Below are 15,143 nucleotides of genomic sequence, written 5' to 3'. Positions count from 1 at the left end.
TTATTTCGAATATTATGTATTGCTACACAATACTTTAATATACAGATGAGGAAATTATCTAAAAAATACAGAGGTAAAAAAGTACTATGGGCGCAGTCATGATAGTTGATGATGCTTCATTCATGCGAGCAGTACTAAAAAAAATAGTCCTACAAGCTGGTCACGAAGTTATAGCTGAGGCTGGCAATGGTGACGACGCAATAAGTCAGTATCAACAGGTGAAGCCTGATCTTGTATTAATGGATATAATTATGCCTCCTGGACCAAAGGCAAAAGATGGCATAGAAGCGCTGAAGCAGATTGTCGCATGCGACCCAGCGGCAAAGGTGATAATGTGCAGTTCGATGGGGCAACAGGCGTTAATAACTGAAGCAATCAAGTCAGGTGCAAAAGATTTCGTGATTAAGCCTTTCCAACCGCAAAAAGTGATTGAAGTACTCACAAAATACTGCTGAGGCAAAATCGTTGCTAACAGACCCAGCAGGCCAAAACGCAAAAGCATCAGACAACATCAAAAATAAAGTGCCCGTCTATCAGTTAGAGCCTATAATAATCGAAGCTAACGAAGCTCTCAAGGTGGAAGAGGTTCGAGTGGACATGGCAGACATGAGGGTTGAAAGCAAACCAGTTGAGCTATTAACGAGTGTGGGGTCATGCGTAGCAATCTGTATGCATGATTCAATACATAAATGTGGGGGGTTAGCTCACATTATGCTTCCAAGTTCTGCCCTAGGGGTACACGAACCTCTTCCATCCAAATTTGCCGATACAGCCGTTCCAGCCCTTGCCGCTCAGATACGACGACTTACAGGCAAGGAGACGCGTCTAACAGCCAAGATAGCTGGAGGCGCTAACATGTTTGCTAATTTAACCGTTAACGAGCTAGACATAGGTAAGAAGAACGTGATAGCCGTGAAGGATGCGTTAGCTAAGCATAGAATAAAGCTAGTGGGCGAAGATGTGGGCGGTTCGCATGGGCGCAGAATCAAGTTCAATGTTGCCTCAGGTGTTACAATAGTCCGACGACATGACGGAGTGGTGAAAAAACTATGAACGAACAGATAAACTTGCCAAAAACAAAAAGTAGTGAAGTTTTCAAGCTTTCCGAAGATAAAGAGCTTGATCTAGCCATTATGTTAGAGTTGGGAAGTATAGGTGCAGGTCATGCTGCTACATCGTTGTCCGATGTTCTTCAGCAACCAATATCTATAGATGTACCAAAAATTCACCTCGTTAAGCCTCATTTGATTCCAAGGTTTTACAATTTGCATGATGTACCAACAACCGCAATCTATCTTCAATTGGTGGATACTTACGGTTGTGATATTTTGTTGATGTTTGAATCAACAGAAGCAAAGAAAATTGCCGCGATGATGACGATGGCGTCTTCAATTGAAGAAGTTGATAAAACAATGGAAATATCAGCTCTACAAGAACTTGCAAATATTCTAATTGGCTCTTTCCTAACAGCCATATCAGATTTCATTGGGGTAGGGCTACTTCCGACAACACCTGAAACGGTGGTGGATGTTTTTGACGCTATTATAGATGGCTTTCTTGTGAAACAGTCTATGTTTTCAGAGAATGCCATGGTTTTTGAGACTCGTTTCAGACGGGAAGGTCAGGATGCTAAGTCGATACTGATGATTTTTCCGAGCCAAGAACTAAAAAATATGCTGGCTGAGAAATCAAAGAAACTCATCTAAGAGGTTATTTGAGGCAGAAAAACGCTTGTTAGAGCAGGCAAAGGCAGAACCGCTTGATGAATTCTGGGAGAAAACAGCTTTCCAGAGAATCAAAACAATGCTTCATGAGAAAGCAGGGTTAGATTGCTCTGGGTATCGAGATGAATATTTGAGAAGACGTTTTGAAATTAGGTTACGTGCTACTGGCGCTAATTCATATGGGAAGTATCTTATTTATTTAAGAAAGAACCCTGATGAGTTAAATAACCTGCTTAATGATTTAACAATCAATTTTACGATGTTTTTTAGAGACATGGATGTTTACAATTATCTAGAACACGTGCTACTTCCAAAACTTTTCCAAACATCTCATAACATCAAAATCTGGAGCGCTGGTTGCGCTACGGGAGAAGAACCTTATTCCTTGGCTATATTGGTTCATAAAGTTCTCAAGCACAGGATACATAATTATTGGGTCACAATTATTGCCTCAGATATTGATAGAGACGCATTAGCTAAAGCTGGAAAGGGCGAATTCCATGAAAAACAACTAAGCAACCTTGACAGTTCTACGCTTAATGAATTCTTCACTAAAAACCAAGATAATTACCTAATAAAGGCTAATCTCAAAAAATTGATTCATTTTGAACAAGTTGATTTAATGACTCCGTCGCTTCACACTAATGTTGACTTAATTTTATGCCGGAATGTTATGATTTATTTTTCAAGGGAGAGCCAACAGAAAATACATATGAACTTTTATAATTCACTAAGAAATGGCGGATACCTAATTACAGGTAAATCGGAAATTCTAACGGGTGAACCAGCGACTAAATTTATATCCGTTGATAATTTGGCGCGCGTTTATCAAAAGGGGTCTGAATTAAAGAATAAAAGTAATATTCTGTTGGTATAGCGAAGCCAGCGTGTGAGTATGCCGAAAGACACACGATGACAAATAACTCTTTTTCTCATCAATAACTAACCATCAGGACTTAAACTGAGATATAGCAGACGCTGAAGTGAAAACCATTGTCGTTTGATAACGAACAATACAGGCAACTATTCATCGATGAAGCAAAAGAGCATATTGAAACGCTCACAAAGTCATTGTTAATTCTGGAAAAAGAGCCTGAAAATCAAGATGTTCTTAACATGCTTTTCAGGTCAGCGCATACGCTCAAGGGCTCGTCAGGCATGATGGGCTTTAAAGATTTTCAAGAACTTACCCATGCCATGGAAGATATCTTCGATGACATGAGAAAGGGCAACCGCCCATCAAGTGAACTCATCAGTGCACTATTGGAGTGTGTAGATGCACTTTCTGACAGGCTAGATAAAATACAAAACCAAGTTGATGGCGAGATTAACGCTAAGGAATTCAAAGCGAAACTGCAATCGATAAAATCTCAATTATGCACCAGCGAATCCAATAATGAAAAAGCTGTTATGCCTCCAGCAATTGAGAAGCAGACCCCCGTGTTGAATGCAAGCGACAAAGAGAAAGAGCAACTAAAAACAACCGACCTGCCAGGTGAGCAGTCTTTTGTAGTTGATTTACGTTTTAGCGATGATTGTGTCTTTAAGACTGTTAGGGCAGGTATGGTTCTAGACAAGATTGCCGAGGTTGCGCAGGTAGTGAAATCTATTCCTGCCAGCGGAGAATTGGATGAGCAAAAGCTTAGTGATGGTTTCCAGATAGTTGTAACAGGCAAGTGTGATGAGAAGTCGCTCAAAGATTGTGCTAAGCAGGTTCTTGAAGTTGAGCAGGTAATCGTTACTCCCTTTAATGGTTCCGCTCCGCCAATAAAAGAAGCGGCTGTCACTTTGCCGCCTGAAAACAATTATATGGTAACAATTGAAAACAAGAGCATAAGCCGAGTAGTCGCTGATACACATTCCGCTCAGACCGTTCGTGTCAAGTTTGACCAGCTTGATAAGCTCATGAATTTGGTCGGCGAGTTGGTTATAAACAAAATAGCCTTACTTCAGGTAACCAGCGATGCTCATGGCGAAGGCTTGAAACGTGTCACTGAGAACATTGACCGCTTGACCGCTGATTTGCAGGACCTTGTGATGCAAGTTCGCATGGTTCCAGTCAGCCAAGTTTTTGATAGATTCCCACGTTTAGTCAGGGATTTGTCTTTGAAAAAGGGTAAGAAAATCGACATAGCTCTTGAGGGCAGGGAAATTGAGATTGACAGAACAGTGCTCGATGAAATTGGTGAGCCCCTAATCCATTTGTTAAGAAACAGCGTTGATCATGGCATAGAAACACCTGAAGAGCGAAAAAGCGCGGGTAAAGTTGAAACAGGTAAAATCTTACTCTCAGCGCAGAGAAATGGTAACCAAGTGATAATTAGTGTTGAAGATGATGGCGCAGGTATAGATCCTGAAAAAATAAAAGCTTCGGCGGTGAAAAAGGGCTTTGCGACTCAAGCCGAACTAGATAAGATGACCAGAGAACAATTGATTAATCTCATATTTTTACCTGGCTTCTCCACGGCAAAAGAAGTAACTGAAACTAGCGGCAGAGGCGTTGGCATGGATGTTGTCAAAACGAAGATTTCTGCGTTAGGAGGCAATGTTCACATTGATAGCCAAATTGGCAAGGGAACAAAAACCACAATTAAGCTGCCTATAACGCTGGCGATTATCCAAGCCATACTAGTTAAAGATACATCACAAACGTTTGCTATTCCCACAAGTCAGGTTTCAGAGATTGTTCGAGTTAAAAATGCAGATGTTAGGTCGCTTGGAAAAAGCAAAGCCATTCTTGTCAGAGATCACGTTATCCCGATGGTGCATCTGCACGAGCTTCTCGGTCTTCCAGGCTCAAACGAAGAGGAACTTGAACTACTCATAACATACCTTGGGGACGAGAATACGAAGATGGGGCTTGTGGTTGATTCAGTCTTGCGGCAACAAGATATACTAGTTAAAACGTTAAATGAATCATTAGCTGGAATCAAAGGCATAAGCGGAGCCACAATACTCGGAGACGGCCAAGTGGTTCTTGTTTTGGATGTGGGGCAATTCTTCAAATTTACAAGAAACAAGTAAAAGCTACTGCAAATGAGGCGAATTTGGAATTTCACCTCTTTTTTTAAGTCTCCACTAGAGAGTAGCCTTACATTAAGGTCAAAAAAGGTTGTTGCTCTGCCATAGACCTATCCCCCTATAAAAAGCTAAAAATCTAGCCGCACTGCTTGTGGCAACCTGCACAACCAGCAAGCAACAGAAAACAAAAGCAAAAACCAAAACACAACCCTCTGCACCAAGCACTGCTTGTTGTTGTAAGAGGGGAGGGGTGTTTACACAACTAAAAAAACAAAATTGATCTGCCGCTACAAGAAACATGAACATTTCAAAATGTGAATTCTGAATTCAGATTTTCAAGTCGTAATCATATTATATATAAATCGTAAGAATTGGCTAACAATACCAAAACTAAAGGAAAAGGTTGAAACCCCCAAATGGAACTCGCACTTGAAAAACGTGAAATATTCAAAGTATATGACGAACACACAGAAGCATGGAAGCTTGTAAAAAAAGACCAATCATATAACAAGCAACTCACAACCATCGAAGAAACACTGTCAAAGTTCGGACTACTCAAAAACGAAATAAAAGTCTACGTCTACCTAGCACGCGCAGGCGAAAAGAAAGCGGGAGAAATCGCGGAAGCAATTTCCCTACACCGCACAGAAACCTACCGCATCCTGAGAGACCTAGAGAAAAGAGGCATAGTATTCTCAATTTTTGAGAAACCACTCAAATTCACCGCTGTCCCATTAGATAAGGCAATTGATTTGCTTGTTGATGCACAAAAAATAAAGATCAAGCTCTTAGAACAAGAAAAAGCAAGCTTAGTAGAACTATGGATGTCCATGCCACAGCCCAAAATTGCAAGCGCAAAGAAAGAACTCTTTCAGATGCTTGAGGGCGAACAGCAAGTTCTCATGAAAGCCAACGAACTGTTAGAAAGAACGCAAGAAGAGTTCCAAATATTCGCTTCAGCTGATTACCTATCACAGCTATATTACAGTGATTTTTCTGATAACCTGAAAAGGCGAGGCAATAAAATCCACGTGGCCCTAATTACCGACAACTCACTTAAAAGTACCTATTTCTTGGGTCAACTGCCATGGCTGAGCGAATCCAACAAAATAATCGACAACCAAAACTTGCCGTGCTTTATGATTTCAGACAACAAAGAAGTACTGATTACTTTCCACGAAAAAGATGCATCAAATGATGACGTAAAGAAGAAGGTTAGAACCGCCGCCATATGGACAAACTACAGCGCCCTAGTAAATACGCTAAAAATGTTGTTCTCTAAACTGACGCAAAAATAAGTCAGCGAACATTTTGTAGCGCCTTGGCAACTGCCTCTTTCCTTTTCTTTTAGCTTAATTGCCTTTTTGACGTAAATTGAAACCAATCACTATTGCTGCAACTAAAAGCAAAAACACCGCACCTACGTAAACGTGAGGCGAAAGCGCCAAGGCATCACTACTTTGAGTAACACTCAAACACACAATATAGAAGTCATAAGTTGCCTTACCAACTAGTTCAGGTTGGTTCTCTGGATTAGCCCATCCGACCATAATGTACTTGTTATCGTCTGCCTCAATGACGCAATACGCTTCTTGAAATGCCGCGTTACCATGAGTGCAACTAAAAATAAGCTGCCCATCATCAGTGATTTTGAAGAGCCAAAAATCCCTCTGGCCTTCACCGAAAGAAAAAGTGAAACCTGCCACCAAATAGTTACCATCCCGTGCGGGTGTAATATAAGCTGGTGAATCAGCGTCCGCACCACTTATCGTTTTATCCCATAGAAGATTGCCGTCCACATCAACTTTGATCAACCATGCATCACTACTGGTTATCAAGCACTGCTTTTCACCGACCACCACATAACCATCAAATACTTTTGCCATTGAATAGCCTTTTTCGCTATCTACACCACCATAAGTTTTATTCCAAACCTCATCACCGTCGGAATTAACTTTTAATAGGTAAAAATCATAATCCCCTGACCCCTCAGTATCTATGTACCCCGTTGCAACATAACCTCCGTCATGCGCTAAAACACCCGCTCTCAAAGAGCTATCTGTAGATTGCCCAAAAGTTTTATTCCAAACAACATCTCCATCAAAATCAAGTTGTACAATCCAAGCAGCTGATCCACTACCCCCATACGAGTATGTTAACCCGAATAATGCAAAACCGTTCTCACCAGCTACACCTGAAAAGAGTTTATCGATTTTTTTTCCACCAAGGGTTTTCTCCCACAACAGATTGCCTTCATCATCGATTCTTGCAACATACCCATTAACGTCTCCTGATAGGAACTGGTTGCCCACCAGCAGAAAACCATTCGTCAAGTTGATAGCACATCTAACTTCAGTTCCGTCACCATTAAGGAACGTTTGGTTCCACAGAACGTTGCCCTCGCCATTGAGCCTCAAAATCCAACCTACTGTACTGTTCGCCATAACAGACATAGAAGAACCCACGACTAAAGAGCCATCCTGAACTGGTAAGGCATAAAAAGCCCGGTCATCAGCTGGTCCTCCGTAAGTTTTTGCCCAAATAACATTTGTAGACGAGACGTTCGAAGCATCATCCAGATGTATTGTACCAGATGTTTGTGCAAAGCTTATACCTACAGCCGATATAATTAGAATCGCCAGCAAAGCAATGGATATTTTCATCATCCTTCTTTGTTTCAATGCACCAAACCTCGATATTTGTTTAAACAACATTATCCTATCCTCACACAGGTGACATTAGCGCTGACCAAAATTCCCCGTTGGTCGTGACAGTATGTAGAAACAAACACATCGTCATTTTCTTGAGCGGTGTCACAAACAAAAGATACAGCATATGTTCCATTACCAAAATTATTAATTGCAGGCGAAGCAACCTCAATCCAATCCACGGTTGATAGTGACCCGTCGTAATCATAAAAAAAGGTAAAGTTTTGAGCGAGCGCAGGTTTGGCTTCGTTGAGTACCTTGACTGTAAGGTTGACTTGTTTTGAATTACCCGTTAGTTGCATATATGTTCCGCTGAAGTTAATCTCTGAGGTTATATTCACAGCATACGCTGAACTTGAAGTCGCTAAGGGGTTAGAAGAGTTGAAAAGAAAAGTTGAATACGCACTTGAGACACCTTGACCGTTTGTTCCCCAAGAAATCCATATACCATTCTGGTATGGTGAGGTGGTTCTAACTTCATAATCCATTGTTAACATGGTTTTATGAGAGTGGGAAGTTACAACTGATTTCAACTCAGCTAAGTCCATAGATAAAACGCTTGAGTCTCCGCCGTTAGTAGCGTTTGCCAAAGCACTAATTAAAGTATTTATTATGCTTTGTTTGTAGGCAGAAAATTGGTTCTCTTCTGCTTGCACGACAGGCGTGTTCTTTTCCGTTTCTATAACATAGAGTGCAGTAGATAGCAAGAGCAACGCTACCAACAAAGCAGTAACAACTAGCACCTGACCAAAATTGTTATGTCTAAAACTACGTTTCCCCATGCCTAATCCACTACCGCTAACTGCAACTGTAAGATGTAGATTTTGTAGTTGCTGTTTTGACTTGCGCAAACATATTGGACTGAAACGATTTGTTCGCTAACTGCGCCGCCGTTACAAATAGGAAATTCGTTCAAAACAGTCATGTCTTTGTCAAACACGGTAAGGTTAAACCATACTGTAAGTGGAAGAGCCGATTCAACGTAGTTCTTAAGTCCACTCCAATCTGTGCTGTCAACCATCAATCCCAATTTTCCGTTACTGTCCAAACTGAGCAGAACATTTTCCGCCGTTGACGATAAATTATCGCTTGACCCTTTCGGGTTTACTTGAGCAGGAACCAACGTTAAACAGGACAATAACAAAATCGATGCGAAGAAGGCTTCTATTACTCGCACTTGTCCCTTCTTATCGTTAATCAGCCTCAATGGATTACATCTCCTAAACTGATGTTAAGTCTATAGAGGACGCCGTTGATGGTTACGACATAACTGAAGATGTTTTGTTCTGAACCTTCAAAGTTAGAGCCAGTGGTAAGAGGAATTTGCGGATAAGCAGTCCATTCTTGGAAATATTCGTCGTCAACGCCGTATACTAAAATTATTAGAGGGCTTTTTTCGATAAGTTTTGGCACTGTAAACTGAGTGCTAGATATGGGAGCCAAGTTTGATTCGGTATTGTAAGACAAGACATAGCCATTTTGAACAGTCACGTTGGGAGATTTCAGCAAACAAGTAACCGTATAATCGCTCATGCTTAAAGTCACAGACGTGTTGTTTGGCGTTGATTGTTTAGTTCCCGTAGCAAAGTTATAGATTGAATAAGCTGTTATCCTATCATCTAAAGGATTTCTCGCAAACAGCACCAAAAGAGCGTGATCAATAGATGCAATGGGAGCCTGAACCGTAATCTCTCCATACCCATTTGAAGCTACACCAGTGGCACTAGTCAAATAGTTGTTTGCAACTACGTAGTATTGAAGACTAGCATCTGTGGGTTTTGAGTTAATATTTGTTGTTATTTGAAAAGTGAACGTAATATCGCTGCCTACGGTATGGTTCTCTATCTGCTCAATACCTATTGAGATGATTTGTGTAACCCCCAAACCGAAGGCGATACTGTTTAGTTTTGCAGAGTTCACCATTTCAGCATAATTAAAAGAGGCATTGTTTTGAGAGTTTAAGCGACTTATTTTATCGATATCCAATTCATAGGGAATTGAGGATTGACTCTGGGCTAAGCCGAAATCTTGAGGAACGGAAGTCCCCGTTCCCCAATCGACTGGCGTGCCAGGATTTGTTGCAATGCGGTCGGCTATGGCTCTTAGATAGCTATCTTTGTTGATGTCTTGTGTACTCGTTATACGAGCGTGCAAGGTTGAGCCAAGGAAAGCCGTTGCAATCAGTGCCGCAGCTACTATGATAGTGCAGGCGAAAAAGGTGTCAAAAGAATCAGAGGGCATCTATAACGTCCCTCCAGAAGGCGGGACTATTGTGAATGCACCCGTTAGAAGACTTTGCGAGATAACCAGCGATAGATAAGCTGTTGTCGCAAGCATGGCTGAGTGTTTGAACCCAGCGCCGAAGTTGCCTTCGCTAATTTTTCCTATGAAAAACCCTGAAATCCAGCATTGTATGATGATGCCTACTGAAAATACTCTTAACTGGTCTTGCATTGCTATTGTGGCAACAGAAGAAAGGTCAGTACTGACAACACCAGTCATCATAGTAGTGGTCAAAGCAACAATCGTGGTCGTAACGGCAATCAATGCACTCCACATGAAAGCCAAAATAATATATGGTTTCAAGAGTGCCCTCCGATTAACCTGCAATTCCCTTTCTTTTTCACTATATTCTGAAAGAATTTCTAATGATTGAATTGAGTTGCCACCAATCTCAAGAGTTTCAACCATCATAGCAAAGTTCACTACCACAAACCAGCTTCGAATTTCCCGACGAATATTTTCAAAAGTTTTCCTTAAGGGTACACCCCACTCGATTTGGCTACGGATTAAATCCAAATATTTAGAGAAAGGCCCGTAATCTTTGCGTTTTGTCGCCTGCACTATACTTTTTTCGGGTGAAAGCCCACTTTTCTGTGACTCAGTAATTTCTCTGATGAAGCTGGGTATAGATTCCTCTGCATTGTAGTTAATTTTTGAAATACGGTAATATTGAATAGCGAGTGGAAGCGAGCCAATCACTAAGCATATCGTTGTGATTTCTGCCAGTCCTATCGGTTTAATCGCCTCCTGTAATGGAGCAACCATCGCAAAAACACCAATTACTACAAATACGGGAACTATGAACACTAATGCTTTCTTGTACAGATCTTTTAGGTCAGGAAAAGGGCTTGACTGCATGTTATGAGCTATTAAAATAAAGAAACCCGACAGTACTGGCATAAAAACAAAGGCAATTATGTAAGACATAACTGGCGAGATAGATATGGATGTGCTCGACAGCAAATCCATAACGCTAGACGAGGAGAAAACCACGAAAAGTATGTAGGTGCACAAAACAACGATAAGCATAACGGAGTAAGCTTCAACCAAAGCAGCAATTCTCTCTATCGAACGGTTCAAAGTAATGTATCTCAATTCAAAAATAGATTTAAGCTGGCTTCTCATGTAATCAACCAGTTTTCCACCGCTTCTTACTGAAGAAACGAAACCGCCTAGAAAATTTCGATAAAGCTTAGAGGGAGTTTTTTCCGAACGCTGATGCATAACTGTTAAGGGATCTTTCCCCAAGACCTCAACTTGCCGCACAATCTCATCTGCTTCTTTTTTGAACATCGGAAGGAAACTGAGTTTGCGCATTTTTTTCCAGCTATCATAAGGTGAAATCCCGCTGGCTGCCATAAGCGTAAAAATCATTACAGCAAAGGGTAATTCGCGTTCAGTTTTCTCTTTCTCTTCGCTTGATGCTCTATGGAGTAAACCGAATATTTTCCCAAGGAACCCACTAGGCTGCTGCTTCACTTGTTAATGCGCCTCGTTTAATTCCTGATTAGTTATTTCGTTTGCTATGTTTAGAGAAGCATTCAACGCTTTGTGAACACTTCTGAAATCGCGCAGGTTTTTTGCCACCATACTCATCAAGATTTGTTTTCTTCTTTCAAACTCTTGATGGACAACACTTATCGGAACATCAAGGTTTTGTGCTATTTTAGAAAACAAATAACTTTGATCTAGGTTTGCTTGAAAAGTGTCTGAGGATAAATTCCAAGTGAACACTTCATGCGCTGCACCAGAACTATCAATCTCTGCAATTTTAACGAATTTTCGGCTTGAAACTTTCTTGTCCAGTGGATTAAAGCTCATATTTCTTACTTGTTTAACGACTATAACGCAGTTCATCAAGGACAAAATGGTTTGCGGAATGTTCATCGGAGGCTGAGTGAGCCTTTTTACTACTGTTTCCACGTCGTCTGCGTGCATAGTGCATAATCCACCGTGACCTGTAGCTAAGGCTTGGAACAGAACGTACGCTTCTTCACCCCTAATTTCGCCTACAAGAATCAACGCGGGTCTATGCCTCACTGCAGACTTGATTAGGTCATAGAGTGTAACTTCTCCTTCACTGTCACCTCCAAAACCTGTCCGCGCAATGGTTGAAACCCAGTTTTCTTGGGGCAGATTTATTTCTTGAACTTCTTCAACGGAAATCATCTTAAAGTCAGGGCGAACAAGACAAGCAATCGCGTTGAGGGCAGTAGTTTTCCCTGCACCTGTAGGACCTACAACCATTACGGACATCTTGTTTTCCATAAGCATCCAAAGGTAAGCTGCGATGGATTCGTCGATTGTTTCATTCATTATCAGGTCGACGATGGTTAAGGGGTCTTCTTTGAATTTTCTAATCGTAAAGCTTGTGCCTGCGGGAGTTGTTTCTTTTCCGAAGGATACTGCAAGCCTGTGTTTTGCCGGAAGAGTCAAGTCAACAATGGGGTGCGCTATGCTTACGTGCTTACCTTGTCTGTGAACAATCCTTGTTATGAAATCGTCTAATTCCTCTTCATCTGAGAATATAATATTGGTTCGTGCGTTAGCATATTTTCTATGATAAATGTAGACTGGCTTGTTTATCCCCAAACAACTAACGTCTTCAATCAAAGGGTCGCATATCAAACCATCGATTCGCCCATACCCGATTAAGTCCTTCTCAAGATAGTACATGATTTTCCGCAAACCCACTTGGCTTGTTCCTTGAAGGGCTTCTTTATGCTCGTCTAGTATGGCTGGAAGTTGCCTGTGAAATGAGGCAACAAGTGTTTCATCGAGCCTTGGAGCTTTGAGCTCGTACTCAAGAATGCTCTTGAGGCGCTTGTAAGCATCTCTTTCGTCCCGTGACATAGGCAACTCATCGACAACATAGAAGTAGCTTCCTTCCGCGTCATCTTGAAAAATCCAAGCGTAAGAGAAAGGAGGATTGAGCGGATAACTTTCAATTTGCGTGTAACCTTCAGGAACCTGATAGCCCTGAATGCCCAAGTACGCTACCAATTCTTCATCTGAAGTTTGCTCTTTTTCTTGAATTTCTTCCTGTTTCTTCTTTCCAAGTTTCACCATATTCATTCACTACTTAAAGTTAAAATTGCAATTTGATTCTCAAAATGGCAACTAAGCAATGCACGACCAGAATTACTGATAAATGTGCCTGACGCTACAACGCTGGCAGGTATGTAAACACATAGCTGGCTTGTTGTAGCATTTGTTCCAAAGCCTGATTCAACCCATGCCCTAGACGAATCGTTTGCTATTCTTATCCAGAATATCTGGTTGCCAATATGCGAAGGGATTTCAAGGTATTGTTTAGCGCTGTAGTTGTTTCCGCTCGTCTGCGAGAGCAGAGTTAAGCTTTGAACTGCTACATACTCATCGATATTAGTTAACTGTTGATTTAGCGCATCATTTTTAATGCCCAACGTTTGAGCACTACACGCAGCTACAATAATTGTACCAACAACAAGTGCAGCAAACAACGAATAAACATAACCTGGAATTATCGATGGCAAGCTAGCGAATCCACCTCGTGATTGAAATGTTGGAGATGACCATCTCTATGTTAATTATTGCGCCTTCTGTATTACTGGAAATAGGGATTGAAACGCTTCCGCTGTCAACATCCAGCGTTGAAGTTATCACCAAGTTTTCAGGCTGATAGTCAACTTGATAGGATTTTGTTGTTAACAGAGTGTTTGTGCACGAAATTTTTAGTGGAAGTCGACCGTGCAAAGCAATAGGGGACGAAGAATTCAGATTAACGATGTATACGCGGATGTTATTGATGGGTCTGCCTTCTTCTAATCCCATCGTTGCATACGTCACTGTTGGACGGAAACGCAGTTGGATTTCAGGGTGCTCAGCGCCGTTTACTATGCACATCTGACTTATCGATGAGCCGCTTTGGTTGGTTATGGTTCGGCTATCGCCTTTCAGGTATAACCCTGTTGCTGCTGAATCAGAATATGGAAATTCATAGGTGACTTTTCCTATTGTCGTGTTAAAGATTGTTTCCGCTATTCCAGAACCGTCATTGACGGTAAGGGTTAGAATGTTACTGGCGGATTGAATGTTTAATAAGCCACCTGAATCTTCCAAGTCAAAAGTGGCTGAGGAACCAGGTTGCCATAAAGTTGAGATAACAGCCTCGTTGAGTGATATTAGGTTTTGTTTGGCGGTAGAAACTTTAAGGGTTTGTCCTTGTGAACTTATTTTCTCAACTGAAAAGTAGTATGTGAACCCAACGATGCCTAATGTAGAAACAAACAGTATTAAAAACGTGAGCGGCAGAGCTAAGGCAGCCCTAGAACGAGCAAGTTTTCTAAAGTGGAAACTATGAGATTTTAGTTTCAATTACATCCGCTCACAGGTAAGCTTAAACAATATAGAAGACTGAAAAATGGATTAAGCCGTTTGTGCGTAAAACAATTTACAGATACCTCGAATCCGAATAAAGGAAAAATTCAATGCCAAATTCGTAAGTACTAAATACTAAAGAAAAAAAGAATTAAAGAAAAGAAGTGGGGGGGTAGTTTTGGGGGATTTCTTTTTAATTTAAGAGCTACCTGAGGGGCTGACTGCTTGTACGTTTGTCTCTTTGTAGTACATTGCTTGCGATGTGAAGATTGTTAGGGCAACGGTCAGTCCGATGTCGTTGATGGTTATGCTGTCTGGTTCATCTATGTAGATGATCATAGTCTCACCTGATTTGAGTGTCAAGTCAGTTGTGGCAGCTGCGAGTGTTTTTCCGGCAACAGTTTGACCACTGATAGTGCCTGTAAGATAGGATAGGTCTTGTGAGACTGAAGAAGTGGTTGTAGCGAAATAGACTCCGTCAGTCCAAGTTTTTTCTTGACCTCGGCATGTGATCTTGTCAAGAACAACATCTCTACCGCCAGTGTTGATTATCATTATAGCTGCTTGAGATGTTGCGCCTGTTGCATCATACCATACGTGTTGTTTGGTTAGGTGTAGGCTTTCTTCTTGAACGCGAGTGCTGGTGACGTTGATGGCAAAGTATGTGACGACTCCTGCGAGTAGCACTGAAACAACGAGAATAATCAGCGTGGTAACGACTGTGCTTAGAGCCAAACGATTTCTTAGTATGTTTCTCATTTTATTTTCACTGAAAAGCAAGTTACCACTTTTGTGGATATGTAAATGTGTGTGTCAAAAAAAAATCCGACAATCAACCAAGAACCATCTCAGTCACAGAACATACGCTTAAAATAACTAATTTACCGCACATCTAAAGGTGCCGCAGGAGATAAAAATGTACAGTTCCAGTCAAAAATCGCCCCATAGGTAACTTCAGGTTTGAGAAAGGCATCAAAAACGTTTAAGGAGATAACGTAAATCCAGATAAATTCAACCAAAGTAGCTAAATAGCAAATATTCACAACAT

At 41.2% G+C, this 15,143-nt stretch carries 15 protein-coding genes; 6 read left to right on the top strand and 9 right to left on the bottom strand.

Going from position 1 to position 15,143, the window contains the following annotated elements:
- The first annotated feature begins 86 nt into the window (after nt 1-86).
- The 6 genes from NWE95_04370 to NWE95_04345 all read left to right on the top strand — a co-directional run bounded on the left by NWE95_04370 (nt 87) and on the right by NWE95_04345 (nt 6,043).
- Nucleotides 87-455, top strand: a complete 369-nt coding sequence (locus NWE95_04370) for a response regulator (GenBank protein ID MCW4003131.1) — start codon at nt 87-89, stop codon at nt 453-455.
- Nucleotides 430-1,053, top strand: a complete 624-nt coding sequence (locus tag NWE95_04365) for a chemotaxis protein CheD (protein ID MCW4003130.1) — start codon at nt 430-432, stop codon at nt 1,051-1,053. The genes NWE95_04370 and NWE95_04365 overlap by 26 nt, the downstream gene beginning before the upstream one ends.
- A complete protein-coding gene (locus tag NWE95_04360) occupies nt 1,050-1,706 on the top strand; it encodes a chemotaxis protein CheC (GenBank protein ID MCW4003129.1) in 657 nt (218 codons plus the stop codon). The genes NWE95_04365 and NWE95_04360 overlap by 4 nt, the downstream gene beginning before the upstream one ends.
- A gap of 25 nt (nt 1,707-1,731) precedes the next feature.
- Complete coding sequence (locus tag NWE95_04355; GenBank protein ID MCW4003128.1) at nt 1,732-2,601, top strand: protein-glutamate O-methyltransferase CheR; 870 nt, start codon at nt 1,732-1,734, stop codon at nt 2,599-2,601.
- Between the two features lie 116 nt (nt 2,602-2,717).
- A complete protein-coding gene (locus NWE95_04350; protein ID MCW4003127.1) occupies nt 2,718-4,748 on the top strand; it encodes a chemotaxis protein CheA in 2,031 nt (676 codons plus the stop codon).
- Between the two features lie 413 nt (nt 4,749-5,161).
- Entirely contained in the window at nt 5,162-6,043 is an 882-nt protein-coding gene (locus NWE95_04345; protein MCW4003126.1) for a helix-turn-helix domain-containing protein, read from the top strand.
- Nucleotides 6,044-6,097: 54 nt separating this feature from the next.
- Here the strand turns inward: NWE95_04345 and NWE95_04340 are convergent, their stop codons facing one another.
- The 9 genes from NWE95_04340 to NWE95_04300 form a co-directional block, all read right to left on the bottom strand.
- Nucleotides 6,098-7,426: a PQQ-binding-like beta-propeller repeat protein gene (locus NWE95_04340; protein ID MCW4003125.1), complete on the bottom strand. Its 1,329-nt coding sequence runs from the start codon at nt 7,424-7,426 to the stop codon at nt 6,098-6,100.
- Between the two features lie 32 nt (nt 7,427-7,458).
- Nucleotides 7,459-8,235 carry a hypothetical protein gene (locus NWE95_04335; GenBank protein MCW4003124.1) on the bottom strand — a complete coding sequence of 259 codons (777 nt, stop codon included), beginning with the start codon at nt 8,233-8,235 and terminating at the stop codon, nt 7,459-7,461.
- A gap of 2 nt (nt 8,236-8,237) precedes the next feature.
- A complete protein-coding gene (locus NWE95_04330; protein MCW4003123.1) occupies nt 8,238-8,660 on the bottom strand; it encodes a hypothetical protein in 423 nt (140 codons plus the stop codon).
- Complete coding sequence (locus NWE95_04325; protein ID MCW4003122.1) at nt 8,657-9,694, bottom strand: hypothetical protein; 1,038 nt, start codon at nt 9,692-9,694, stop codon at nt 8,657-8,659. Before NWE95_04325 ends, NWE95_04330 begins: the two co-directional genes overlap by 4 nt.
- Entirely contained in the window at nt 9,695-11,215 is a 1,521-nt protein-coding gene (locus NWE95_04320) for a type II secretion system F family protein (protein ID MCW4003121.1), read from the bottom strand. It lies immediately after the preceding gene.
- A 3-nt stretch (nt 11,216-11,218) separates the two neighbouring features.
- Entirely contained in the window at nt 11,219-12,805 is a 1,587-nt protein-coding gene (locus NWE95_04315) for a type II/IV secretion system ATPase subunit (protein MCW4003120.1), read from the bottom strand.
- 2 nt (nt 12,806-12,807) lie between these two features.
- Nucleotides 12,808-13,251 carry a hypothetical protein gene (locus NWE95_04310; GenBank protein ID MCW4003119.1) on the bottom strand — a complete coding sequence of 148 codons (444 nt, stop codon included), beginning with the start codon at nt 13,249-13,251 and terminating at the stop codon, nt 12,808-12,810.
- A 1-nt stretch (nt 13,252) separates the two neighbouring features.
- Nucleotides 13,253-14,092, bottom strand: coding sequence for a hypothetical protein (locus tag NWE95_04305; GenBank protein MCW4003118.1), 840 nt, complete (start codon nt 14,090-14,092; stop codon nt 13,253-13,255).
- A gap of 201 nt (nt 14,093-14,293) precedes the next feature.
- Nucleotides 14,294-14,854, bottom strand: a complete 561-nt coding sequence (locus NWE95_04300; GenBank protein ID MCW4003117.1) for a type IV pilin — start codon at nt 14,852-14,854, stop codon at nt 14,294-14,296.
- Nucleotides 14,855-15,143: the final 289 nt, after the last annotated feature.

It is taken from the genome of Candidatus Bathyarchaeota archaeon, from assembly GCA_026014725.1.
GTDB lineage: Archaea > Thermoproteota > Bathyarchaeia > Bathyarchaeales > Bathycorpusculaceae > Bathycorpusculum.
Note: the sequence above shows the minus strand (reverse complement) of the source record. Positions and strands in the feature narration are given on the sequence as shown.

Bases quoted from the DNA above. Each gene is read 5' to 3' on its own strand.
- NWE95_04360 (MCW4003129.1), top strand. From the start codon at position 1,050: ATGAACGAACAGATAAACTTGCCAAAAACAAAAAGTAGTGAAGTTTTC.
- NWE95_04315 (MCW4003120.1), bottom strand. From the start codon at position 12,805: ATGGTGAAACTTGGAAAGAAGAAACAGGAAGAAATTCAAGAAAAAGAG.
- NWE95_04370 (MCW4003131.1), top strand. From the start codon at position 87: ATGGGCGCAGTCATGATAGTTGATGATGCTTCATTCATGCGAGCAGTA.
- NWE95_04300 (MCW4003117.1), bottom strand. From the start codon at position 14,854: ATGAGAAACATACTAAGAAATCGTTTGGCTCTAAGCACAGTCGTTACC.
- NWE95_04345 (MCW4003126.1), top strand. From the start codon at position 5,162: ATGGAACTCGCACTTGAAAAACGTGAAATATTCAAAGTATATGACGAA.
- NWE95_04325 (MCW4003122.1), bottom strand. From the start codon at position 9,694: ATGCCCTCTGATTCTTTTGACACCTTTTTCGCCTGCACTATCATAGTA.
- NWE95_04335 (MCW4003124.1), bottom strand. From the start codon at position 8,235: ATGGGGAAACGTAGTTTTAGACATAACAATTTTGGTCAGGTGCTAGTT.